The 23374-nt window shown below is 40.5% G+C and carries 15 protein-coding genes; 9 read left to right on the forward strand and 6 right to left on the reverse strand.

Annotated features, from left to right (window positions below; genetic code table 11):
* The first annotated feature begins 41 nt into the window (after positions 1-41).
* Positions 42-2429, forward strand: a complete 2388-nt coding sequence (locus ACO6S2_RS01245) for an ABC transporter permease (RefSeq protein WP_422360698.1) — start codon at positions 42-44, stop codon at positions 2427-2429.
* A 22-nt stretch (positions 2430-2451) separates the two neighbouring features.
* On the opposite strand, the gene ACO6S2_RS01250 is transcribed toward ACO6S2_RS01245, so the two are convergent.
* On the reverse strand, positions 2452-3360 hold the full coding sequence (locus ACO6S2_RS01250; protein ID WP_422360699.1) for an SDR family oxidoreductase: 909 nt from the start codon (positions 3358-3360) through the stop codon (positions 2452-2454).
* A 123-nt stretch (positions 3361-3483) separates the two neighbouring features.
* Between ACO6S2_RS01250 and ACO6S2_RS01255 the strand changes: the two genes are divergently transcribed.
* Both ACO6S2_RS01255 and ACO6S2_RS01260 read left to right on the forward strand, forming a co-directional pair.
* Positions 3484-4218, forward strand: coding sequence for an ion transporter (locus tag ACO6S2_RS01255; RefSeq protein WP_422360700.1), 735 nt, complete (start codon positions 3484-3486; stop codon positions 4216-4218).
* A gap of 12 nt (positions 4219-4230) precedes the next feature.
* Positions 4231-5025, forward strand: a complete 795-nt coding sequence (locus tag ACO6S2_RS01260; protein WP_422360701.1) for an arylamine N-acetyltransferase family protein — start codon at positions 4231-4233, stop codon at positions 5023-5025.
* Positions 5026-5036: 11 nt separating this feature from the next.
* On the opposite strand, the gene ACO6S2_RS01265 is transcribed toward ACO6S2_RS01260, so the two are convergent.
* Entirely contained in the window at positions 5037-7958 is a 2922-nt protein-coding gene (locus ACO6S2_RS01265) for an FAD-binding and (Fe-S)-binding domain-containing protein (protein ID WP_422360702.1), read from the reverse strand.
* 238 nt (positions 7959-8196) lie between these two features.
* Between ACO6S2_RS01265 and ACO6S2_RS01270 the strand changes: the two genes are divergently transcribed.
* Positions 8197-9033 (forward strand): ion transporter, encoded by an 837-nt coding sequence (locus ACO6S2_RS01270; RefSeq protein ID WP_422360703.1) that lies wholly within the window; start codon positions 8197-8199, stop codon positions 9031-9033.
* Between the two features lie 5 nt (positions 9034-9038).
* On the opposite strand, the gene ACO6S2_RS01275 is transcribed toward ACO6S2_RS01270, so the two are convergent.
* Genes ACO6S2_RS01275 through ACO6S2_RS01285 form a run of 3 tightly spaced genes read right to left on the reverse strand, consistent with a single transcriptional unit; the run spans position 9039 to position 13982 of the window.
* Positions 9039-11147 (reverse strand): PDC sensor domain-containing protein, encoded by a 2109-nt coding sequence (locus ACO6S2_RS01275; RefSeq protein ID WP_422360704.1) that lies wholly within the window; start codon positions 11145-11147, stop codon positions 9039-9041.
* A gap of 3 nt (positions 11148-11150) precedes the next feature.
* The gene (locus tag ACO6S2_RS01280) at positions 11151-13259 is read right to left on the reverse strand and encodes a PDC sensor domain-containing protein (protein ID WP_422360705.1); all 2109 of its coding nucleotides are present in this window, start codon (positions 13257-13259) and stop codon (positions 11151-11153) included.
* A 30-nt stretch (positions 13260-13289) separates the two neighbouring features.
* Positions 13290-13982, reverse strand: a complete 693-nt coding sequence (locus ACO6S2_RS01285) for a hypothetical protein (RefSeq protein ID WP_422360706.1) — start codon at positions 13980-13982, stop codon at positions 13290-13292.
* Positions 13983-14177: 195 nt separating this feature from the next.
* Here ACO6S2_RS01285 and ACO6S2_RS01290 point away from each other — a divergent pair, with 195 nt between their 5' ends.
* The 3 genes from ACO6S2_RS01290 (at position 14178) to ACO6S2_RS01300 (ending at position 17101) form a co-directional block, all read left to right on the forward strand.
* Entirely contained in the window at positions 14178-15836 is a 1659-nt protein-coding gene (locus ACO6S2_RS01290) for a S41 family peptidase (RefSeq protein ID WP_422360707.1), read from the forward strand.
* A 46-nt stretch (positions 15837-15882) separates the two neighbouring features.
* The gene (locus tag ACO6S2_RS01295; RefSeq protein WP_422360708.1) at positions 15883-16797 is read left to right on the forward strand and encodes a bile acid:sodium symporter family protein; all 915 of its coding nucleotides are present in this window, start codon (positions 15883-15885) and stop codon (positions 16795-16797) included.
* Positions 16798-16882: 85 nt separating this feature from the next.
* Positions 16883-17101 carry a hypothetical protein gene (locus ACO6S2_RS01300; RefSeq protein WP_422360709.1) on the forward strand — a complete coding sequence of 73 codons (219 nt, stop codon included), beginning with the start codon at positions 16883-16885 and terminating at the stop codon, positions 17099-17101.
* Between the two features lie 323 nt (positions 17102-17424).
* On the opposite strand, the gene hemB is transcribed toward ACO6S2_RS01300, so the two are convergent.
* A complete protein-coding gene (hemB, locus tag ACO6S2_RS01305) occupies positions 17425-18396 on the reverse strand; it encodes a porphobilinogen synthase (RefSeq protein WP_422360710.1) in 972 nt (323 codons plus the stop codon).
* A gap of 281 nt (positions 18397-18677) precedes the next feature.
* Between hemB and ACO6S2_RS01310 the strand changes: the two genes are divergently transcribed.
* Both ACO6S2_RS01310 and ACO6S2_RS01315 read left to right on the forward strand, forming a co-directional pair.
* The gene (locus ACO6S2_RS01310; RefSeq protein ID WP_422360711.1) at positions 18678-19829 is read left to right on the forward strand and encodes an aspartyl protease family protein; all 1152 of its coding nucleotides are present in this window, start codon (positions 18678-18680) and stop codon (positions 19827-19829) included.
* Positions 19830-20005: 176 nt separating this feature from the next.
* Positions 20006-23374 (forward strand): methylmalonyl-CoA mutase family protein, encoded by a 3369-nt coding sequence (locus ACO6S2_RS01315; protein ID WP_422360712.1) that lies wholly within the window; start codon positions 20006-20008, stop codon positions 23372-23374.

The following is a 23374-nucleotide window of genomic DNA, read 5'->3' on the forward strand; positions in this document are numbered from 1 at the left end:
TCTAGCTTGGCTACATCTCAAAATAGAAAAACTCAACACTCATGGTCAAAAACTATTTCAAACTCGCAATTCGCAATCTTTTCAAAAGCAAATCCACTGCCTTTATCAATATTGGCGGCCTTACGATAGGATTTCTTTGTGCGCTCCTCATTTTTACTTACATCAAAAAGGAGTTGTCTTACGACAGATTCCATTCCAACATAAACAACATCTACCGAGTCCTCACCATCGATGAGGCACTTGGAGTTACTAGCAATTTAGTAGGCATCACACTTCCTGCTTTGAGCGAAACGATGAAAAATGAGCTGACTAGCGTTGAAAATAGTGTTCGCATCAGCACCAATGGCCGCTCATTGGTAGAGTACAACAAAGTGCCGCTCTACACCGAAAACATGGTGTACGTGGAACCTAGCTTGTTTGAAGTCTTTGACCACGAACTTGTAGCAGGGCATCGGCCTACTGCCTTGCACGCCCCAAACACAGCCGTACTCACCGAAACTATGGCTAAGAAAATATTTTCCAAAGAAGACCCTATCGGCAAAACCATCAAGGTGGACAATTCTACTGATCTGGAAGTGGTGGGTGTCATGAAAGACCCATCAAAGTTTACGTCGATGGAGTTTGATTTGCTTGTTTCCATGGTGCCCAGCGAAAGTGATAGCAATACGATCAACTATCTCAATAGCTGGAACAGTATCTCTATGGTGGAGTATGTTTCATTGAGTCCAACCGCCAACATAGAAGAGGTGAAAAGTAAAATGGAGGAAATCATTCGCAAGTATGATGTGGGCGACAATTTTAAAGTAACACTCCAGCCTCTAAATGAGACCCATTTGAGTTCGTCAGGCATTTTGTTTGACGTTTTCAATGCTAACAAAGGAGACATCAATTACTTATACACCCTGGCCATCGTAGGGCTTTTCGTGGTCTTGATTGCTGCGTTCAACTTTATGAATCTCTCAACGGCCCGTTCGGCCAATCGAGCTAAAGAGGTAGGCATTCGTAAAGTAATGGGTGCCAGCAAGAGGCAACTCGCTTCACAGTTTTTATCTGAGTCCATTGTGATTTGTTTCTTCTCACTATTATTAGCCCTGGTTGCACTGTTCTTATCCAGTTCATTTTTGGATTTTGGCATTGAGCAAAACCTTCTTTTTTATCTGCTGAGTGACTACAATACAATTACTTGGGTCGTTGGTTCAGTGCTGGCGTTAGGTATTGTCTCGGGATTATATCCTGCTTTTTTGCTTTCAAGATTCTCCATCCTCAAAGTGTTGAAGGGCAATTTCAAAACTGGAACTTCGGGCGTTTGGTTGCGAAAGATATTGGTAGTGGTACAGTTTACAGCCTCTATTGCCATGATCATAGGAACGATCACGGTATACTATCAATTGGACTATTTGAAATCAGCAGACAAAGGATTTGAGGACGAACAAATCCTATCCATTAATCTGGGCGATCAAAGCCTGAGAGCCTCTGGGGAAAGACTGAAAAATAAACTTACTCAAATTCCTAACATCGAAATGATGGGACTGTCCGGATCTATGCCAGGTAGAGGTGTAGGGCGCAGGGGCATTTTGCCAGAAGGTGCCGCCGAAGATGATGTATGGATTGTAAGCAGCATGGGTATCAATGAAGAATATTTTGACTTAATGGGTATGGAAATAGTGGCTGGCCGCAATTACTCCAAAGAAATCAAATCAGACTCAGCTTCAGCTATTATTATGAATGAGGCTGCCGCGAAAGCAATCGGTTGGGAGGACCCGATCGGGAAGAAAATCAGTCAAGGACCGAACGAAAAAACGGTCATCGGTGTGGTGAAAAACTTTCACTTCGCCAATATGAGGCACCAGATTGAACCCATTATTTTGCCCTATCAGCCTACGGCCCTAAGCAATGGAGTTTTATCGCTGAAAATCCGACAAGAAAACTTAAAAAGTACGCTACAAAAGGTAGAAGAAATTTGGACTGCTGTCAATCCAAACTATCCATTCGAATATGCTTTCTTCAATGAAGAGTTTGGGCAGCAATATGAAAACGATGAAAACTTTGCTACGCTCATTGTAAGCTTTACCTGGCTGGCCATTTTTATCGCCTGTTTAGGTTTAATCGGATTATCTATGTTCACCGCAGAACAGCGCATTAAAGAAATTGGGATCCGAAAAGTGCTCGGTGCAAGCATCAAAACAATCACCTTGCTACTCTCCACCGAGTTTACCAAGCCAGTTTTGGTGGCCTGTTTGATTGCCATGCCCATAGCCTATTATTTTTTGAATGAGTGGCTTTCTGGATTTGCCTACCATGTAGATATGCCGTGGGTAGCTTTTGTTCTGGCCTCTGTGCTCGCTTTGGTCATCTCGCAACTCACCGTGAGCTTTCATGCCATCAAAGCCGCCACCTCTAATCCTGTGAATTCATTAAGAAATGAATAATTGTACAGTCTCAGTATACGGATTATTCCCCCATACTTTGCACTTGCTCATCTAGTATTTTAATGCCTTCTTCAAAAGTATGTGGTTGATAGCCAAGTACTTCTTTGGCCTTATCCAGGATGAAACCTGTTTTTGGCGGACGCTTTGCCGGCTGGGAGAAAGTACTTGCATCCACTTTAGTTACCAAAGAGAAATCGAGGTTGAAATAATCGGCCGTCTGCTTGGCCATATCAAATGGTGTGAGCATCTCTTCTCCGGAGATGTTAAATACACCTGTGGCTTTTTTCCTTACAGTCAAAAAACACCCCATTGCCAAGTCTTCAGCCAGAGTTGGTGTCCTCCATTGGTCATCCACTATTTTTAGTGGCTTACCATTTTCCAGATTTTCTTTTACCCAAAGGATAATATTCGAACGGCTCATACCTGGCGTAATGCCGTAAACCAGGACGGTCCGAAGTATAGCCCATTTGCATTTGGCCGACTTTACAATTTCCTCCGCGTCCAATTTACTTTGGCCATAGAAACTGATTGGATTGGCTAGGTCATCTTCTTTGTATGGCCCGTTTTCTCCATCGAAAATGAAATCGGTAGATAGATGAATGAGGTGAGCATCATATCTCTCACATGCTTTGACCAAGTACGTTACTGCATCCACATTTAGCTTTCTACAACCTGTCTGCTCCTGCTCGCACTGATCTACATTTGTCATGGCTGCAGTATGTATCACAGCATCTGGCTTATACTTTCCAATCACCTCATTGACTTGGTCCTGATTGGTAATGTCCAATTCACAATATTCAAACGGGACAGACAAATAGTCAATTCTATTCTTTCCTCGCGCCGTGGCCACGAGGTCAACCCCTTGATCCAATAGCAGCTTGACTAATTTTTGTCCTAAAAGTCCATTGGATCCTGTGATCAGTATTTTCATTGTGAGTGGGAAAAATATAACGTAGTGATAAGCAGGTACAAACATAGAAAAATTAAATATTTTTTATATTCGCCTGAGTACCTTAAGACTAACCATCATTTTACAAAATCATATTTTGATCTAATGGAAATTGAAGAGTACCAAAAATCACCGCGGTTTCAGTCTATCCTTCTCATCCTCTCTATATATGTGGTGATTGAGCTTTATGTGGGGACCATTGTTGACTATCCGTCAGAGCTAAAAGAAATCTTATCATGGATAGATTTTGCCATTTGTATGCTTTTTCTATATGACTTTTTCAATGGGTTCTTCAGATCAAGTGACAAATGGAAATACTTCAAAGGCAATTGGATTGATTTGATTTCTTCCATACCGACAGTAGAGGCCCTTCGTATGGGTAGAATCGTCAGGGTAGTTAGAATATTGCGAGTGCTGAGGTCGGCCAAGTATATTTTTAATGCCTTCAGCAGAAAGAACAGCTTCAATACTTTTAGAAATCTGATGCTGATTAGCGGTATGATCATTTTGTTTTTCACACTTAGCTTTTATCACCTCGAAAGACATGCCAACCCATATATTACCTCCATGTCGGACAGCCTGTGGTGGACTACAGTCACGACCATTACCGTAGGATTTTTACAGGACATCCCTCCTGTAACTGTAGAAGGGAAGTTCCTGAGTGTTGCTCTGATCTTATTGGGAATGATTATGTTTTCTACGTTGACCGGAACAATTACAGATTATTTCATTGAAGATGAGGACATCCAGGAGAACATTGACGAACTCAAAGAAAAAGTAGAGTCGCTAGAACAAAAAATTGACCTGATGACTAGTAAAATTGATCAACTCAATAAATAAAACACAAGAAGAATGGCTTCATTTGGTACATTAGGAAATCAGTCGAAATTACCTAAAATAGACGCTGATGAGTACCTTCAGCGCATTAATTGTCAACGAGAAAGAGTGCCCAACCTTCGGTATCTAAAGGCCCTGCACAGAAACCATGTAATTCAAGTCCCTTTCGAAAACTTGGACATTCATTTGGGCAACCAAATCATACTGGATATTAAAAAAATTTACGCCAAAGTAGTTTTAAATAAGCGAGGTGGTTTTTGTTTTGAGCTCAATGGTCTATTCTATCATTTACTTTCTCAACTTGGCTTTACCTGTCATCTCATATCTGCACAGGTTTACAAAGATGGTGCATGGGGCCTTCCATTTGAGCATGCAGCCATTCTCGTGCATTTTGAAGACAAGGTTTATTTGGTCGATGTGGGTTTTGGTGATCTTTTTTTACAACCTCAATTGTTGCAGCCAGGGCTAGTGCAGATGGACTACAATCGATATTTCAGAATCGACAAGACTATAGACGACGAGTACATTCTTCACCTTTCGGAAAATTCAATGGACTTCGAACCAAAGTATCTTTTTTCCGACAAGGAACGACAGCTAATTGAGTTTATTGATATGTGTGATTATCATCAAACCCATGAGAACTCACATTTCAGAAAGAAAAAAATGATCACCCGTGCCACCTCTAATGGTCGTATTACGCTGACTGACTCAAAATTGACAACAACAGTTGCAGGGAAAAAAGAGGAACAAGACATCTTGAACTTTGACGAATTTCGTGTGAAGCTCAAGGAGTACTTTGGTATACAATAAAACAGAACACCTTATACCAACGCATCCCAAAGTACCTCAACTGGATGCTTTGCAATTTTGCCTGTACCGTCTTTGATCTGATGGCGACAACTAGTGCCTGGTGCCGCAATGATAGTATCTGAAGGAGCTTTTCTTACCGTAGGAAACAGTACCAATTCACCTACTTTCATAGAAACCTCATAGTGATTTTTTTCATACCCAAAAGAACCAGCCATTCCGCAACAACCTGAAGGTATCACTTCCACTTTGTAGTTTTCTGGAATAGAAAGCGTGTCTTTCAACGTTTGAATAGAAGACAGCGCTTTTTGATGGCAGTGCCCATGGACTTTCAAGTTTCGTTGCTCTCTAGAGAACTTCTCCTTTTTTATGTTTCCTCTTCTCGTTTCGCGAGCCAAAAACTCCTCTATAGTCATGGAAGCATCAGCCAATACTTTGGCCTTTTCTCTCCATGGGTCATTGACCAAGTCTGGATATTCATCCCGGATAGTCAGAATCGTAGAAGGTTCTATTCCAATCAAAGGCACATCACTGGACACCAAGTCACTCAATAACTCTACATTTTGATCAGCAATGGTTTTGGCTTTTTTCACCATGCCTTTAGAAATCAATGCCCGACCAGATTCCTTATGCTCAGGAATGACGACATTATATCCTAATTTGTCCAAAAGTTTGATGGCCTTAATCCCAATTTCAGCATCCAAATAATTGGTAAACTCATCACAGAAGAAGTAGACTTTTTTATCCGATTGCCTGCTCAGCAACTTTCCTTTTTTCGAATTATACCAACTGCTCACTGTTTGGTCAGCTATTGGTGGCATGGAACGGTCTTGGTGCACGCCCATTACAGCCTTGGCTATTCCTCCAGTCAGCTTATTGCCAAACACAAAATTGTAAAGTGCAGGCACTTTAGAAGCCAGTTTCATATTGGTAGCAAACTCTCCCATCATTCTGGTCTGGATGGGTAGGCCATTCGCATCGTAATAATTCTGCTGAAACTCAGCCTTAAGGCGAGCCATGTCTACATTGGAAGGGCACTCAGATTTACAGCCTTTGCAAGACAGACACAGGTCCAACACCTCTTTTATTTCCTCATTGTCGAATTTATTGACCTTGTCAGAATGAGTAAGGATTTCTCTCAAAATATTGGCACGCGCCCTGGTTGTATCTTTTTCATTCTGAGTAGCCATATAACTCGGACACATGGTGCCTCCGCTTCCGGCGGACTTTCTACAGTCTCCAGAGCCATTACACAGCTCAGCGGAGCGTAGGACGCCCTGATTCTTATCCCAGTTGAAATAAGTTTTGATCTCATCATCCTTTTGATCAGCGGTGTATCGCAGGCAAGAATCCATAGGAGGCGTGTCGGTGATTTTTCCTGGGTTGAAAATGCCATTGGGGTCCCAAGTACTTTTTAAATCTTTGAGTAACTCATAGTTCTTTTCTCCAATCTGCTCTTTGATAAACTCACCTCTCAAGCGACCATCTCCATGTTCTCCACTCAATGATCCTTTGTATTTTTTTACCAGTTTAGAAATCTCCTCTGCGACTACTCTAAACATCCTATGGCCTTCTTCTGTCTTTAGATTTAGGATAGGTCTCAAGTGCAACTCCCCAGAACCTGCATGAGCGTAATGCACACAGCTCATGTCGTATTTATCCATTGTTTCGTTAAACTCTTTGATATAGGCAGGAAGGTCATGAACATCCACGGCTGTATCTTCGATTACCGGCTGGGCTTTGGCATCACCAGGGATATTGGCCAGTAGGCCCAGACCTGCTTTGCGCAAATTCCAAATTTTGCCAACATCACCTCCCTTAAGTACAGGAAAGTGGTAACCCAACTTTTCCCTCTTTAGGTCACCGATCAAGTCCAAAACCAAATTGTCCAAGTCCTCTTCATTGCCCGCTGCTAATTCAACCACCAAAATGGCTCCCGGGTCGCCTTCAATGAAAAATCTATTTTTTTGTTGCTCAATGTTCTCTTTGGTACATTCTAGAATGTAGTGATCAATCAACTCACAAGCATGTGGACCGTATTTGAGTGCTACCAGGTTAGCCAGCAACGATTCGTTCACATCCTTACAGTGAATACAAATCAAGGCTTTATCCTTTGGAGGAACAGGAATTGTACCTACTTTGATTTCGGTAATGAACATCAAAGTGCCCTCAGAACCTGCTACCAGTTTACAGAAATTGAATAGCTCTCCATCTTTTTTGAAAGGTTGATTGATGGCCAATAAGTCGATGGCATATCCTGTGTTTCTCCGTGGAATAGAGGGCTTGGGAAACTCTTTTTCTATTTCCGTTCGATGTGCTTCTGAGGACAGCATTTCCTGGACATTTCGATAGACTTCACCTTCAAGGGTCTGGAGCTTCAGCTTCTCTTCAAACTCATTAGCTGAAAGGCTGGAAAATGTAACTTCACTGCCATCTGATAAATAACCGGTAACTTCTATCAGGTGATCTCTTGTGCTACCGTAAACCACAGAATTTGAACCACAAGAATTATTACCCACCATACCGCCAATCATGGCTCTATTGGCGGTGGAAGTCTCTGGCCCAAAATACAGACCAAAAGGTTTCAGGTGTCTATTCAAGTCGTCACGAATCACACCTGGATGTACTTTTACCCAATTTTCTTTTTCATTGACCTCAAGAACTTTATTGAAGTGCTTGGAAACATCCACTACGATACCACTACCTACTACCTGTCCTGCTAAAGATGTCCCAGCAGTTCTTGGAATTAAGTTGGTTCCATTCTCATTGGCAAATGTTATGAGCGCTTGAATATCCTCTTTGGTTTTAGGAAGTGCCACAGCCAACGGCATCTCTCTATAGGCCGATGCATCAGTAGCATATAGCTTGCGCAGTGTCTCATCCCAGTATAGCTCTCCTTCGAGCCTCTTTGCCAATCCTTTTAGTGCACTTTCCATGGCGGCAAAATTATGGATTTAACAACATAATCATGTTTACCTTAGATGTACTTTTCGTTAGTGTCAGCTAATTTTGAATTATTATAAATTTCACGTTGAAATATTGAAAAATTTCAATCATACATTAATCGGATAATGAAAACCTTATCCACCGGCCTAGAGGTGATTGGGTTCAGGTGTTAAGTCTTGATATTAATTTCATTTTTCAAGTAGATTTACAAAAAAGCGCATCTTCATTATGGAGAGAGATTATTCAGATATGAAAAAATGGCAACAAAAGATTCATGAGGTCATCTTTGGTTATCACACCACAGCAGGCAGGGTGTTTGATTTGGCATTACTTGTTGCCATCGTTGCCAGTGTGTTGGTAGTGATGCTAGAAAGCGTCAATGACATTGAAGCACACTATGGTGAAGAGCTTAGAATGATTGAGTGGGGTTTTACCTTTCTATTTTCCATTGAATACCTGGCTAGAATATTATCATCTCCACGACCCTTAAAATACGTGACTAGTTTTATGGGAATTGTGGATTTGCTCTCATTGATCCCTACCTATCTCAGCTTCTTCTTTGTTGGGACACATTCACTGTCAGTTATTAGGTCGTTTAGATTGATTCGAGTATTCAGGATTTTAAAATTGACTCACTTTATGGGAGGTGCCCAGCAATTAGGAACTGCGCTATGGGGCAGCAGACACAAAATTGTTGTATTTATGGGTACGGTAGTATGTATTGTAGTAATTGCTGGCACCATGATGTATTTGATAGAAGGGGGCGAAAATGGGTTTACCAGCATTCCTAAAAGCATCTATTGGGCCATAGTAACCATCACAACAGTTGGATACGGCGACATCGCTCCACAAACTATTTTTGGTCAAACTGCCGCATCTATTTTAATGATTCTTGGTTATGCAATTATTGCTGTACCTACTGGTATCGTAACAAGCCAAATGATGGCAGATGCCAAAAAAATAGGGACCGTCACCTGCTCCAATTGTGGAGAAGAAGATTTGCCCAATCATTCTCGGTTTTGCTTGAACTGTGGTGCTGGATTCCGTCAAAAGACAGAGTCATGATAACTTTAGGTATAAAAGACTAACAGTGTTATTGCCATCCAGGTGAATAGCAAAACGGGCCAGTAGGAAATTTTAACCAACAGATTGTCTTGATAGTGTAAAAACCTCTTCTCGTTCTTACTCTTGATAAAGGCCACTACATTGATCGCAAGCAAAGCCATGATCACATACATGGTTAGATAAAAACTCTCTATATAAGTTAGAGATGGAGTATTCAAACGTCTTCTAAGGTCAATATGTGCTACCAGAAGTACAAAAAAGAATCCCGCACAGCTTTGTACAGCACCCATCATGCTCACTCCAGACTTGTCATCCTTATCCTTGGTATTACTATAAAAAATAAGAAAGATCATAGAGGCTACCACCAGGATGGGTATAATGTTCATCACCAGTACATTCAACAACCTGCGCTTTAGGTTGATGGAATACTTCATGATAGGAAACTCGTTTAGACCACTGAATTTCTGATGACCGAATCGGTCATGAAAATTCACCAAATCAAATGAAAATTGAGTGGACAATAACTCTGAGTCATTCAGATAAATATCCTGGTTTATACCAGGCGTACTGTAAGGCAAAATATCTGAGTAACCGTCTACATCAGGCACCAGCAATATTCCTGAATCAACATCCGGATACATGATTTCAATCTTCACATCCCTTACATCAAAGGGATATTTTGAATAATCAAAAGGCATTTTTAGCATCACCTTGACAGACCAGGTGTGTGTTATATAATTCTTGTCTTCCTTTTCTGAAATTTTTGTAATCAAAGTACGACCAGCCAAGGCTTCCTGCGGAAACCTTAAACCTGCGTCATAAAATCTAGCGAGCTGCTTAGGCCACTTCTGCCATACTTCCCCCCGAATAATGACATTGTAAGAATCTCTAAATTCAAATTCCTCCACAAAAATTCCCGTAGCCACGGGTATGAATTTTTGTAAACCCAACTTGACCACTTTTTGATTTTCGCTATTTAGAAATGCACCCAGACTAGTTCTGTTATCAATAAATACTTCAATATCGCTACCCTGCGCCTTGTCATAGTTGAGATTGAGGTACCACATCACCACAATATTCCCTACAATCACAACAGAGAGATAAACAGAAATGGACCATAGCTTTCTCCTTGCAGAGGTATTTCTTTTGATAAAAAGCAATAGCAATAGAAAAACAACACCTGATACACTCAAACATATCCGCACCAACTTAACATGAACCAGTCTTGCCCCTCCGAGCAGGTCTGAAGAGTTAAAAATCACGAGGGTTTTCCAAGTCACGTTCGGAATTTCTGCATAGAAGATATATGACTGTTTACCAGAATATCTGCTATAGCTCATATTTCCACTTTTGGTCAGTGATATAACATCAACAAACTCTTCGAACCCAAGCTCTGTGGCCATTGTGGGCAATGACAAATCAAGTATATATTCCGATATGGGATGGGCTACCAGATTTCCTGCTTCTGAAAACACCATGATCGTTCCTGTCTGACCAACGGCCAGAGAGTCCATCTTGGCTCCTAACTTTTTTAAATCCAACGTCAAGGATATTACACCAGAAGGTTCCGATTCATCATCCAAATAAAATGGCAAACCATAATCCGCTACCAACAGTTTTGCACCAGTGCCGAAATACGGATCTGTCCAATAAGGCTCATTTTCCTCTAATGGCCCCAAGTACCATTCGTTTGTTGTAATGGTATCAGAGGTGTAGTCATATTTTTCTTCCAGTTGAATAACCCTCCCTTGACGCTTATCATAGTATGGAGCAAAAAGTTCAACAGTATCATCAAGCACTTTTGGCTCATAAGCCACAGTGACCCCCTGTAGATAGTATAGGTCTCTACTGGCTTTTTCCACGAGCTGCTTTGTCTCTTCATGAGACAGGTTCTGGGATTCTACTATGTCTTTTACTTTTTCCCCTTCCACCATGATTTCATTGAGAATAGAGACAATCTCTTCTTGAACAAGGTCCAGAGACTCCTGGCCTAACCTTACACTCTCTTGATCGCGTCCATTCATATAACCCATGTAATCATAGATAAAATATGAGCTCAGCAAAGCGAGTACTATAGTAAGGAGAAAGTATGTCTTGCTTCTGATGTAGATCATTTTCTAACTATAAAATACTAAAAGTGTAATTACCATCCAGGTAAATAACAGGACTGGCCAATAAGAAATCTTTACAATCAGATTGTCCTCATAATGCAATAATCCAGATTGTACCTTACTCTTAGTAAACGCAACTACGTTGATCGCCAATAAGGCCAAAATAACATACATGGTGAGGTAAAAACTCTCAATATAGGTCAATGAAGGCGTACTCAACCGTCTTCTTAAACCAATGTGAGCGACAAGAAGGACAAAGAAAAATCCGGCCGAACTTTGCACTGCTCCCATCATGCTTACACCTGACTTGTCATCTTCATCTTTAGTAAGGCTATAAAAAATCAGAAAAATCATGGAAGCAACTACCGAAATTGGAATGATATTCATTACCATCACATTCAGTAGTCTTCTCTTGAGATTAATTGAATATTTCATGATGGGGAATTGATTCAACCCATTGAATCTTTTATTCCCAAATCGATCATGAAAATTCACCAAATTGAATGAAAATTGTGTGGACATCAGTTGCGAATCATTGAGATAGATATCCTTATTAATACCTGGAGAGCTATAAGGCAGAATATCAGAATAACCATCTACATCTGGCACAAGTAATATCCCTGATTCTACATCTGGATACATAATTTCGATCTTTACATCTCGGACGTCAAACGGGTACTTTGAATAGTCAAATGGCATTTTCAGCATTACCTTGACCGTCCAGGTATGAGTTACAAAATTCTTGTCTTCCTTTTCTGAAACCTTGGTGATTAATGTTCTCGCTGCTAAAGCCTCTTGAGGAAAACGAATACCTGCATCATAAAACCTTGCTAAGTGTTTAGGCCACTTTTGCCAGACTTCTCCTCTAATAATCACATTATAAGAGTCTCTAAACTCAAATTCTTCTACGAAAATACCAGTTGCTACAGGAATAAATTTTTGTAACCCCAACTGCGACACTTTTTGATTCTCACTATTGATAAAGGCAGCCAAGCTGGTTCGATTGTCAATGAAAACTTCATTACTTGAGCCTCGAGAACTATTAAAGTTGAGGTTTAGATACCACATCACCATAATGTTAACTACGATAATGATCGATAGACACACTGAAATGGACCAAAGCTTTCGGTTGATGCTTGCCTTAGGACTGATAACAAAAAGAAAAAGCATGAAAACTATACCAGATAAGCCATGACAAATTCTAATCAATTTGAAATGCAACTTTTCTGCTTGTCCCAGCAAATCTTCAGAATTGAATACAACAAGCGTTTTCCACTCGACGTGAGGAATCTCAGCATAAAAGGCATAAACCGTTCTTCCCAGGTATCTGGTATAGTCAGTATATCCCTCTTTAGTCAGTAGCATGATATCCACCACATCTGCCAAACCCAATTCTTCAGCTACAGATTGTAAATCCACATCTAGTATGTACTCGGAAATGGGGTGCGCCACAACATGGCCACTTTCAGAAAAAATCATGGCCGTTCCAGTCGAACCAATCGCCAGTGAGTCCATTTTTGCCCCCAGTTTTTTGAGGTCCATAATAAGAGATATCACTCCAGAGGGCTTATTTGATCCATCGAGATAAAATGGTAGTCCATAATCTGCTACCAAGACTTTAGCGGCAGTACCAAAGAATGGATCACTCCATTCTGGTGCTTCGTTTTGAAGAGGCCCATGGTACCAAATATTGGTCGCAACGGTATCTACAGTATAATCATACTTTTCCTCGAGTTGAATAACTCTACCTTGACGTTTGTCATAAAAAGGAGCAAAAAGCGTTCTCGTAGAGTCGAACTCATAAGGTTCATAAGCAATGGCCACAGCTTGTAGATAAAATAAATCTCTGCTACTTTTTTCTACTAATGTTCTTACCTCCTCTGTCGTCAGCTTCTGGTTTTCTACAATTTTTTTTAGCTTCGCTCCTTCATCAATTACACCATTCAGGATTTCCTCAACTTCGCTTTGCACTTGCCGCAAAGATTCATTCCCTACTTCAATGCTTTTTTCCTCTCTCTCATTCATATAACTCATCAAGTCATATATGAAAAAAGCACTTAGTGCTACTAGCACTAGTGTAATAACAACAAAAGTTTTGTTTCGAAAGTTAATCATGAAAGCCAGCCAGTCGTCCTTAGAAGTGAGTTAACCATCGTTTCTTGGCCCGTTGTATTTGAACCTTCTAGAAATACCTAAACCGAAAGTATAGTCATTTCCAGCATCCAATAAGTATCCGCCATTCAAATCTATCTGCGTTTCAGAATTGATTAGGTAAATAAAAGAAGTATGCAATTGCTTCCAGTCTTCATGATGCCAGTACTCGCCTGTAACTGTCACTTTATCTCCAATTCCATAGGCTAAGGTTAAATCACCAAAATAACCTCCTGATGTGTAACCAGTATTAAAATAACCAGTCAAATTATCAGCCAAACTCTTTTCAAATGAGGCTCGATACCCAACAAGGTTTAGCCCACCGTTTTCATTGCCCACGTCCATAGTAAATCCAACACCCAATTTGCCGTCTCTTGGTTGAACCATCATCCACTTCACCCCAGCTATCACCTCTCTGCTCTCCAGCGTAGGAACCAAAAACCTAATTTCTGCAGACCTGGAAATAGAGGCTCTAATGAAAGCATCATAGGCCCATTCGTTGCCTTTGATATCAGAATACTGTGCCCCTTGTTCCCATTGAAGACTATTCTCCGGCAACACCCAAGGACCAATAGAAAGGGTAGGTCTCTCTGTGGATATCGACTCTTGAGCCATTGTATGTTGAGTTACAAATAATAACCCCAATGAGAAAATGAGTAGATTAGTTCTGAATAAGGTAGTAGTCATGGTGTGAGCTTTTGTACGAAACCATTAATTTAAAAATTATCTCCTTCATTATTATTGATAATAGAAATATTTCAAATTCATGTTGAAAAAGCAGCTTACCTAATTAATTCTTATTTTTGGCTAGCTGAATCTCTGGTATTTCAGCCTGAAAAATACAATTGGCAACAAAATCTCATTTTCTCGTATAGTATAAATATGAAATTGAAGGGTAAGGTAAAAAATGTAATAGCGATAGGACTTGCAGTTCCAACACTACTATTTGGGATTTTTGCATTTTCCTCGGACGATAAGCATTTCGAAATGGCGAAGAATCTGGAGATTTTTGCCTCTTTATATTCCGAAGTGAATAAGTACTATGTCGACGATGTAAATCCTAATACACTAATTAAAACTAGCATAGATGCTATGCTTGAAAAGTTAGACCCATATACAGTCTATATTCCAGAAGATGATATAGAAGACTTCAGAACCAACGCCACGGGAGAATATGGTGGTCTAGGTATTCAATCCAATAAAATCAATGAAAAGCATATTGTATTGAACCTCTATGAGAATTCTCCTGCCATGAACGCTGGAATAAAAATCGGTGATGTGATTACAGAAGTAGACGGAGTACCATTGGCTAATTTGTCCGACGAGCAAGCAGGAAAGCTCATGAAAGGCCAATCTGGTTCCGACATCAAAGTAGACGTCTTGCGAAATAATACTGAAGAACTAAGCTTTCTTACCAAAAGAGAAAAAATTACCATTCCGAATATCAGCTACAGTACAGTGCTTGAAAACTCTACGGGTTATTTAAGACTCAGCGAGTTCACAAGGGATGCGGCCGAGGATGTAAAGAAAACTGTCATTGAACTAAAGGAAGAGGGTGCCACCAGCCTTATCATTGACTTAAGAGAAAACCCAGGGGGTTTGCTCAATGAAGCTGTAGACATTTGCAACTTGTTTGTGCCCAAGGGTTCCAAAATAGTTGACACAAAAGGAAAAATAGATGCGCAGAGCCATTCTTATGAGGCCAAGACTGAACCCTTGGATTTAAACATTCCAATTGCCGTTATAATCAACAATGGCAGTGCTTCAGCGTCGGAGATAGTTTCTGGAGTACTGCAGGACTACGACCGTGGAGTAATCATAGGACAAAAATCATATGGTAAAGGTTTGGTTCAGGTCTCAAGAAAACTGTCATTCAACTCTCAACTAAAGGTAACTACAGCCAAATATTATATCCCAAGTGGAAGGTGTATTCAAGCGCTCGACTATGCCAAAAAGAATGCTGACGGAAGTGCTACCAAAATGGCCGATTCGCTAAAAACTGAATTTAGAACAACCAACAATCGTGTGGTTTATGACGGCGATGGAATATATCCTGATATTTTTGTGGATGAGGTTACCCCCTCTTCATTCGCAAAAAACCTATCTGAAAGCGGACTAATCTTCGACTATGCAACCAAGTACTACTACGAACATGATAGTATAGAAAGCCCTCAGCGGTTTGCTCTTTCTAATGATGAGTATTTAGCATTTATGAAATGGATGGAACCCAAAACTTTCGACAATCCCTCTCAAGTAGAAAATACTCTGGAAGTGCTGAAGCAAGCCGCTACCGAAGATGATGTTTACAATAAGCTGATCACAGAAATAGAAGACATCACGGCCTCAGTTGAAAAAATAAAATCTAACGGGCTCACAGCGTTTGAGCCAGAGATAAAGTCCATGCTCGAAAAGCAAATCATATTGAGGTATTACTACACCTCTGGACAGGTGGAAGCAGCTCTCAACAAGGATGAAGAAATAAAGGAGGCACTCCGTGTACTGGCCGACTCCGAGGCCTACGCCGCTAAACTGGCCGGTTAGAATATTTCACCATGATCTAATATATTGCGGGCTTATTCCGATTATTATGTACGAAAATTTGGATCATGTTGTCCTCTCTTTCAACAGAGAGTCTTTGCTTTTGCTGAATGCATGTATTGCCTTGATAATGTTTGGAGTAGCTCTAGATTTAAAAATTGAGCATTTTAAATATCTATTAAAGTCGCCAAAAGCTATTTTCATTGGGTTAGCTTCACAACTCCTACTGCTACCATTACTTACATTTATTCTAGTGTACTTTTTAGAACCATCCCCTAGCATGGCATTGGGTATGATGCTGGTGGCAGCTTGTCCTGGTGGTAATGTCTCTAATTTTTACGCGAGTCTCTCTGATGGAAACGTAGCTTTATCAGTTAGTTTAACCGCCATTACTTCTTCCCTTGCATTTTTAGCTACGCCATTAAATTTTATGTTTTGGGCCAATCAATATGAACCAACTTCTGCCATTTTACAAGCTGTAGAACTTAACCTATTAGATGTGATCGTAACGGTTATTTTTATACTGGTTATTCCATTATCCTTAGGCATGTATGTCAGTAAAAAATTCCCAAAAACCACGTTAAGAATAGCTAAACCTATCAAGCGTCTTTCCATTATAATTTTTGCTGGATTCGTGGTTGGTGCACTATCGTCAAATTTTGACCACTTTGTCAATTACATCCTGAATTTTCTTTTTCTTGTTCTGATCCATAATGCGCTGGCCCTAACCACAGGCTTTTCATTATCTAAAATTTTTAACCTAGGGCAGGCCGATACACGGAGTATAACAATAGAAACAGGGATTCAAAATTCTGGCCTTGCTCTGGTTATCATTTTTGAATATTTCAATGGATTGGGAGGCATGGCCATAATAGCCGCCTGGTGGGGGGTCTGGCACTTGATTTCCGGGGCTCTAATTTCATGGCAATGGTCGTCACGACCTTCTCTTGCCATGCCTCAATAATTTTACTTTTATACCATTTTTTATAATTCCTCCTTTTTTGTATTTTTGGAATATTCCATTTACTAATTCTACTATCCCAACTAGAATGAAGACTGAGTTTATTTGGTACAATCCCGCTGAGAAAGAATATCAGTTCGGAGATAAAGAACAATACATAGACACTATTAGAAATAGTAACCAGTCTCACAATTTTGTCATTTTAGACCAATTCTCTAACCTGACGGTTGACTTCAGAAATAAGCTCATTTCTAGACTTAGATTTCTCAATTCAATGAGCAAATCTGGCGTCATGGAGTTTATTTAGACCTTTAGAATTTCTTGTCCCTCAAATACGCTCATTGATCGAAGCTCGCCTTCTTCTGATCGAATCAACGTTTTTTCATAGGCAGTGATCGAGCCTGATTACCTTTCGGTCGAATATAAAATTTAGCTAAGATTTTGCTTTATATACTTGTATCAAGAAAGCGCAGTTTATGAGAATCCAAGTTCGGGAATAGAACTTGGGTTTTCTTTTAAACTCAAGAAATTACCGCAAGGTCCGAATTAATTAGCTATTGGAAAGATTCGGGATAGGTCGTATGAATTGGAATTTTGAAACACTTTCTCAGATCTTGAGAAGGTGTTTTTTTATTTCATCAGCTGAGCAGCTTCCTTAGCAAAATAAGTCAAGATTACTTTAGCCCCAGCTCGCTTCATACTCAATAGGGCCTCCATCATCGTAGCATCATTATCCAACCAACCCTTTTGTGCTGCAGCTTTGATCATGGCATATTCACCCGAAACATTATATGCGGTAATAGGAAGGTCAAAATTATCTCTCAAAAGCTTTATCACATCCAAATAAGCCAAAGCAGGTTTGACCATAAGAAAATCTGCACCTTCTTCTTCGTCCAACTCTGCTTCTATAATAGCTTCGCGCAAATTGGCAGGGTTCATCTGATAGGTCTTTTTATCTCCAGACTTAGGAGCAGAATCTAAAGCATCTCGAAATGGCCCATAAAAAGCACTTGCATACTTTGCGGTGTAAGACATAATTGAAGTATCTTCATAACCGTTGTCGTCCAAAATATCTCTGATGTATTCAACTCTCCCATCCATCATGTCCGATGGGCCTATAATATCTATTCCTGTTTCTGCTTGAGCGAGAGCCATAGCCCCCAATATTTCCAGCGATTCATCATTGAGTATACTGCCATCTTCGTCCACGACCCCATCATGACCATCTGTACTATATGGATCCATCGCTACATCCGTCATTATGCATGCCTCTGGAAATTTATTTTTAATCTCTTCCAGGGCCTTCAAATAGAAAAAATCAGGGTTGTGGCTTTGAGTTGCTAGTTTATCCTTATGCTTTTCATCTACTACTGGAAAAATATCGAAGGATCTAATTCCGAGATTCAGACAAGCCTCTATTTCCTTCAACATTAAGTCAATCGACAGCCTATGAATACCGGGCATAGATTCCACCTCAATGGATTTGGACTTACCCTCCAACAAAAACATCGGATACATAAAATCCGAAGTAGAGAGCTTATTCTCCTCCACCATACTTCTAATTGCTGCAGTCTTTCTGTTTCTTCTCGGTCGTCTTAGCATAGGGCTTTTTTTGCAAATGTAAAAAGATGACAGGAAACCCGTAGCTTATTCATTTTCTATGCTGTAAGAATTTGACATTCATCCTAATTATCTGCCGCTTATATAGCTATTTGACGTTTTTTATTGTAAATTATTAGTTTCTGTAAGGGATTCTTCTGTCCCGAATTGTTAAATATTCAGACACCGAGGCGAGAGATATGAAACAATTGAGAACATACTGCATATTATTTTTCTTACTTTTTATAGCAAGGCTAGGTACGTCTCAACAGATCGGATTTGACATGCCACCAGATGTCCACAAGGTCATCATCCCTTTCGAGCGGTATAACAACCTCATGGTAATTCCGGTCACCATCAATCATTCTTTAACTCTTAAATTTATTTTAGACACAGGGGTTCAATATCCAATCCTCACCGAGAAAATGTTTGGGGATTATCTCAACCTAAACTACACTCGAAATATTACCATTCAGGGTCCGGGGTCAGCTGATTCAATAAAAGCCAAAGTGGCTCAGCAAATAACACTGAGTCTACCAGGAGGTATAGACTCAGGAATAAATCAAGCACTCCTCGTGCTTGAAGAAGATTATTTGAAACTTAGAAACAACTTAGGAACTGATGTATTCGGAGTGATTGGGTATGACATTTTCAGTCGATTCATTGTCGAGATCAATTACGACGAAAATTATTTGGTACTTCACGAACCGAAGAAATTTAGAGCTAAAAGATCTTATAAAAGAATTCCAATGAAAGTAGTCAACACAAAACCTTATGTTGAGTTGACAATCATGAAAAATGAAAACGAAGGACGCCGCATGCATTTGATGGTTGATTCAGGAGCAAGCCACGCGGTCTTACTCGACAATCCTGAAGATGATTCATTAATTCCAAAGCAAAACATTACCTCCGTAATTGGGCGAGGGCTTGGAGGTAATATCCAAGGCTATCTTGGACGAATGACCTCCATTAAAATGGGGAAGTTTGAGTTTGAAGAGCCTATAGCTTCGTTTCCTGTTAGTGGAGATTATGGAGAAGCCATTAAAAGAGGCAGTAGAAATGGCACAATCGGAGGAGAACTGCTCAGCAGGTTCAATGTAGCGTTCGATTATTTTGGAGGCTATCTCTATTTGAGAAAGAGCAAAATGTATCATCAGGGATTCGAGCATGACATGAGCGGTATGAATATAGCTGCCTATGGAGAACAATTAGATGAGCTAAAAGTCAATCACGTACGGGATGACTCCCCGGCTTACAGAGCAGGAATTCGTCCAGGTGATCAAATTGAATCAATCAATGGTTACTCTTTGGAAAGTCTAAAATTCTCAGATTTCTCCACTTTACTGAGAAATAAACCAGGTAAAAAAATTGTAATAAAGTATGTACGAGACGGCGAGGTTCAAAAAACTTCATTTAAGCTTGAAAGATACATCTAGATCTAATTGGCATTTTTAGCGAAAATTCTCGTTTCAGAATTTCGAATTTTTGATTAACAGACCAGATAATTGAGCCTATTCGATTATAGGGTGGCTTTTTGACAAAACTCCTTTCCCTAAATCAATCAGCGAAAATAATTTATTGGTTAGTTTTGCGGTCTTAAAAATTCACAGGTATGACCCAAGACAAAATCGCTCCATATCAACCCAAAAATCACATTCGTATCGTTACGGCAGCATCGCTATTTGACGGCCATGATGCTGCTATCAATATTATGCGAAGAATTATCCAATCTACTGGAGTAGAGGTGATTCACCTTGGGCACAACCGTTCAGTAAATGAAATTGTGAATTGTGCGATTCAAGAGGACGCACAAGCCATAGCCATTACTTCCTATCAAGGTGGGCATGTAGAGTATTTCAAATACATGTACGATCTGCTAAAAGAAAATGGAAGTGGTCACATCAAAATCTTTGGTGGTGGAGGTGGAACCATCCTGCCTACGGAAATTGATGAATTGCATCAATACGGGATTTCAAGAATCTATTCTCCAGATGATGGTCGTGCCATGGGACTACAGGGCATGATTAACGATATGGTCAAATCCAGCGACTTTGCTATTGGAGAAAACTTAAATGGTGAATTCAAACAAGTAAATGAACAAGATGCCAAATCAATAGCCCGAATCATTTCGGCAGCTGAAAACTTTCCTGAGCAATCCGCTGATTTACTAAAAGATATTGACCAAAAGTCTGAAACCTCGAAAACTCCAGTGTTAGGCATTACTGGTACAGGAGGCGCAGGAAAATCTTCTCTCGTTGATGAACTAGTAAGGAGATTCCTCATTGACTTCGAAGACAAAAAAATTGCCATCATTTCAGTAGATCCCTCAAAAAGAAAAACAGGAGGAGCTTTGCTTGGTGATCGTATTCGGATGAATGCTATCAACAATTCAAGAGTATATATGAGATCTCTTGCGACTAGACAGTCGAACCTTGCACTTTCAAAATATGTGCAGGAAGCTGTGAATGTCGTGAAAACAGCGGGTTATGATTTGGTGATTCTTGAAACCAGTGGAATTGGACAATCTGACACCGAGATCATCGAGCATTCCGATCTATCACTTTATGTGATGACCCCCGAATATGGAGCAGCCACTCAGCTGGAAAAAATCGATATGCTTGATTTTGCGGATATTATCGCGCTCAACAAATTCGACAAAAGAGGAGCTCTCGATGCCCTTCGCGATGTGAAAAAACAATACCAACGAAACCATCAGCTCTTCGATGCCAACGTGGATGACCTTCCAGTTTTCGGAACCATCGCCTCGCAGTTCAACGATCCGGGCATGAACAAACTCTACAGAGTGATCATGGATTCAATAGCTGAGAAAACGGGTGCCGATTTAAAATCTTCTTTTCAAGCATCTGAAGAAATGTCTGAGAAGGTATTCATCATTCCTCCTAAAAGAACACGATACTTATCAGAAATTTCAGACAGTATCCGTGAGTATGATCAGTGGGTAGAGAAGCAAAAAGAAATTGCCCAAAACCTGTATGGAATTGACAAAACCATGCGTTTGTCGCAGGATGAAGGACTCAATAAAAAGCTCAAGGAGCTATATAAAGAAACTGCATTAGATTTCGACCCGAGAAACCAGCAAATTCTTGATGAATGGCAAGCCAAGGTGGACAACTACAACTCTGATGAATTTGTCTATCAGGTCAGAGGCAAAGACATTAAGGTTCAAACCAAATCGGAGTCCCTTTCTCACACCAAAATCCCAAAGGTTTCATTACCGAAATATGAAGGCTGGGGTGATGTATTGAAGTGGAACTTGCAAGAAAATGTGCCTGGTGAATTTCCCTACACCGCAGGCGTATTCCCTTTCAAAAGACAAGGCGAAGATCCTACAAGAATGTTTGCAGGAGAAGGAGGGCCAGAGAGAACCAACCGAAGGTTCCATTATGTTTCTAAAGGACTTCCTGCAGCCAGACTTTCTACCGCCTTTGATTCAGTAACACTCTATGGTGAAGACCCAGATCACCGTCCAGATATTTATGGTAAAATCGGAAACTCTGGCGTAAACATTTGCTGTCTGGACGATGCCAAAAAGTTATACTCAGGCTTCAACCTTTCTGCGCCAACCACATCTGTGTCGATGACCATCAATGGCCCTGCGGCCACTATTGCTGCTTTCTTCATGAACGCGGCCATAGATCAACAGTGCGAGTTGTACATCAAAGAAAACGGACTTGAGAAGGAAATAGAAAAGAAAATTGCAGCCATCTATAAAGGCAGAGCTGATAAGCGACCAAGATATAATGGCGATTTGCCCGAAGGCAATGATGGCTTAGGTCTGATGCTTCTGGGTGTAACCGGTGATCAGGTCCTAGATGCTGATGTCTACAATAAAATCAAAGTAGAGACTCTGGCTAAGGTAAGAGGAACAGTCCAAGCGGACATCCTAAAAGAAGATCAAGCACAGAATACTTGTATTTTCTCTACCGAATTTTCGCTTCGTGTGATGGGTGATGTACAGCAGTACTTCATTGATCAAAACGTAAGAAACTTCTACTCGGTCTCCATTTCAGGCTACCACATTGCAGAAGCCGGCGCGAATCCTATTACACAGTTGGCTTTGACCCTTTCAAACGGTTTCACGTTCGTGGAATACTACGTGTCACGCGGCATGGATATCAACAAATTCGCTCCGAATTTATCCTTCTTCTTTTCTAACGGGATAGACCCTGAATATGCAGTGATCGGACGTGTGGCGAGAAGAATTTGGGCGAAAGCTATGAAACTGAAATATGGTGCCGATAGCCGCTCACAAATGTTGAAATATCACATCCAGACCAGTGGCAGGTCGCTTCATGCTCAGGAGATCGATTTTAATGATATCCGAACTACTTTACAAGCTCTTTATGCGATTTACGACAACTGTAATTCATTGCATACCAATGCTTACGATGAAGCCATTACTACTCCTACAGAGGAATCCGTTAGACGTGCCATGGCGATCCAGTTGATCATCAATAGAGAGCTCGGGTTGGCCAAAAATGAAAACCCAATTCAAGGTTCATTCATCATTGAAGAGTTGACCGATTTGGTGGAAGAAGCGGTATTGGCTGAATTCGACAGAATCACAGAAAGAGGTGGTGTCCTTGGCGCCATGGAAACCATGTATCAACGAAGCAAAATTCAAGAGGAGAGTCTTTATTATGAGACATTGAAGCATACCGGTGAATTCCCAATCATAGGGGTAAATACATTCTTATCATCTAAAGGCTCGCCAACCGTTATTCCTCAGGAGGTCATTCGAGCCACAACTGACGAGAAAGAGTATCAAATAGAAATGCTCCAGAGCTTGCATGAATTCAGTGAAAACTCTGCATCTGATGCGTTGAAAAAATTGCAAGAAACTGCAGTACACAACGAGAACATTTTTGAGGCTTTGATGGAGTGTGTGAAACATTGCTCGCTTGGGCAAATAACCAATGCGCTATTTGAAGTAGGCGGCCAGTATAGGAGAAATATGTGA

It is taken from the genome of Reichenbachiella sp. (assembly GCF_965233835.1).
GTDB lineage: Bacteria > Bacteroidota > Bacteroidia > Cytophagales > Cyclobacteriaceae > Reichenbachiella.

Bases quoted from the DNA above. Each gene is read 5' to 3' on its own strand.
- ACO6S2_RS01255 (WP_422360700.1), top strand. From the start codon at position 3,484: ATGGAAATTGAAGAGTACCAAAAATCACCGCGGTTTCAGTCTATCCTT.
- ACO6S2_RS01315 (WP_422360712.1), top strand. From the start codon at position 20,006: ATGACCCAAGACAAAATCGCTCCATATCAACCCAAAAATCACATTCGT.
- ACO6S2_RS01250 (WP_422360699.1), bottom strand. From the start codon at position 3,360: ATGAAAATACTGATCACAGGATCCAATGGACTTTTAGGACAAAAATTA.
- ACO6S2_RS01260 (WP_422360701.1), top strand. From the start codon at position 4,231: ATGGCTTCATTTGGTACATTAGGAAATCAGTCGAAATTACCTAAAATA.
- ACO6S2_RS01245 (WP_422360698.1), top strand. From the start codon at position 42: ATGGTCAAAAACTATTTCAAACTCGCAATTCGCAATCTTTTCAAAAGC.
- ACO6S2_RS01310 (WP_422360711.1), top strand. From the start codon at position 18,678: ATGCCACCAGATGTCCACAAGGTCATCATCCCTTTCGAGCGGTATAAC.
- ACO6S2_RS01265 (WP_422360702.1), bottom strand. From the start codon at position 7,958: ATGGAAAGTGCACTAAAAGGATTGGCAAAGAGGCTCGAAGGAGAGCTA.
- ACO6S2_RS01280 (WP_422360705.1), bottom strand. From the start codon at position 13,259: ATGATTAACTTTCGAAACAAAACTTTTGTTGTTATTACACTAGTGCTA.
- ACO6S2_RS01295 (WP_422360708.1), top strand. From the start codon at position 15,883: ATGTACGAAAATTTGGATCATGTTGTCCTCTCTTTCAACAGAGAGTCT.
- ACO6S2_RS01270 (WP_422360703.1), top strand. From the start codon at position 8,197: ATGGAGAGAGATTATTCAGATATGAAAAAATGGCAACAAAAGATTCAT.
- ACO6S2_RS01275 (WP_422360704.1), bottom strand. From the start codon at position 11,147: ATGATCTACATCAGAAGCAAGACATACTTTCTCCTTACTATAGTACTC.
- ACO6S2_RS01290 (WP_422360707.1), top strand. From the start codon at position 14,178: ATGAAATTGAAGGGTAAGGTAAAAAATGTAATAGCGATAGGACTTGCA.
- hemB (WP_422360710.1), bottom strand. From the start codon at position 18,396: ATGCTAAGACGACCGAGAAGAAACAGAAAGACTGCAGCAATTAGAAGT.
- ACO6S2_RS01300 (WP_422360709.1), top strand. From the start codon at position 16,883: ATGAAGACTGAGTTTATTTGGTACAATCCCGCTGAGAAAGAATATCAG.
- ACO6S2_RS01285 (WP_422360706.1), bottom strand. From the start codon at position 13,982: ATGACTACTACCTTATTCAGAACTAATCTACTCATTTTCTCATTGGGG.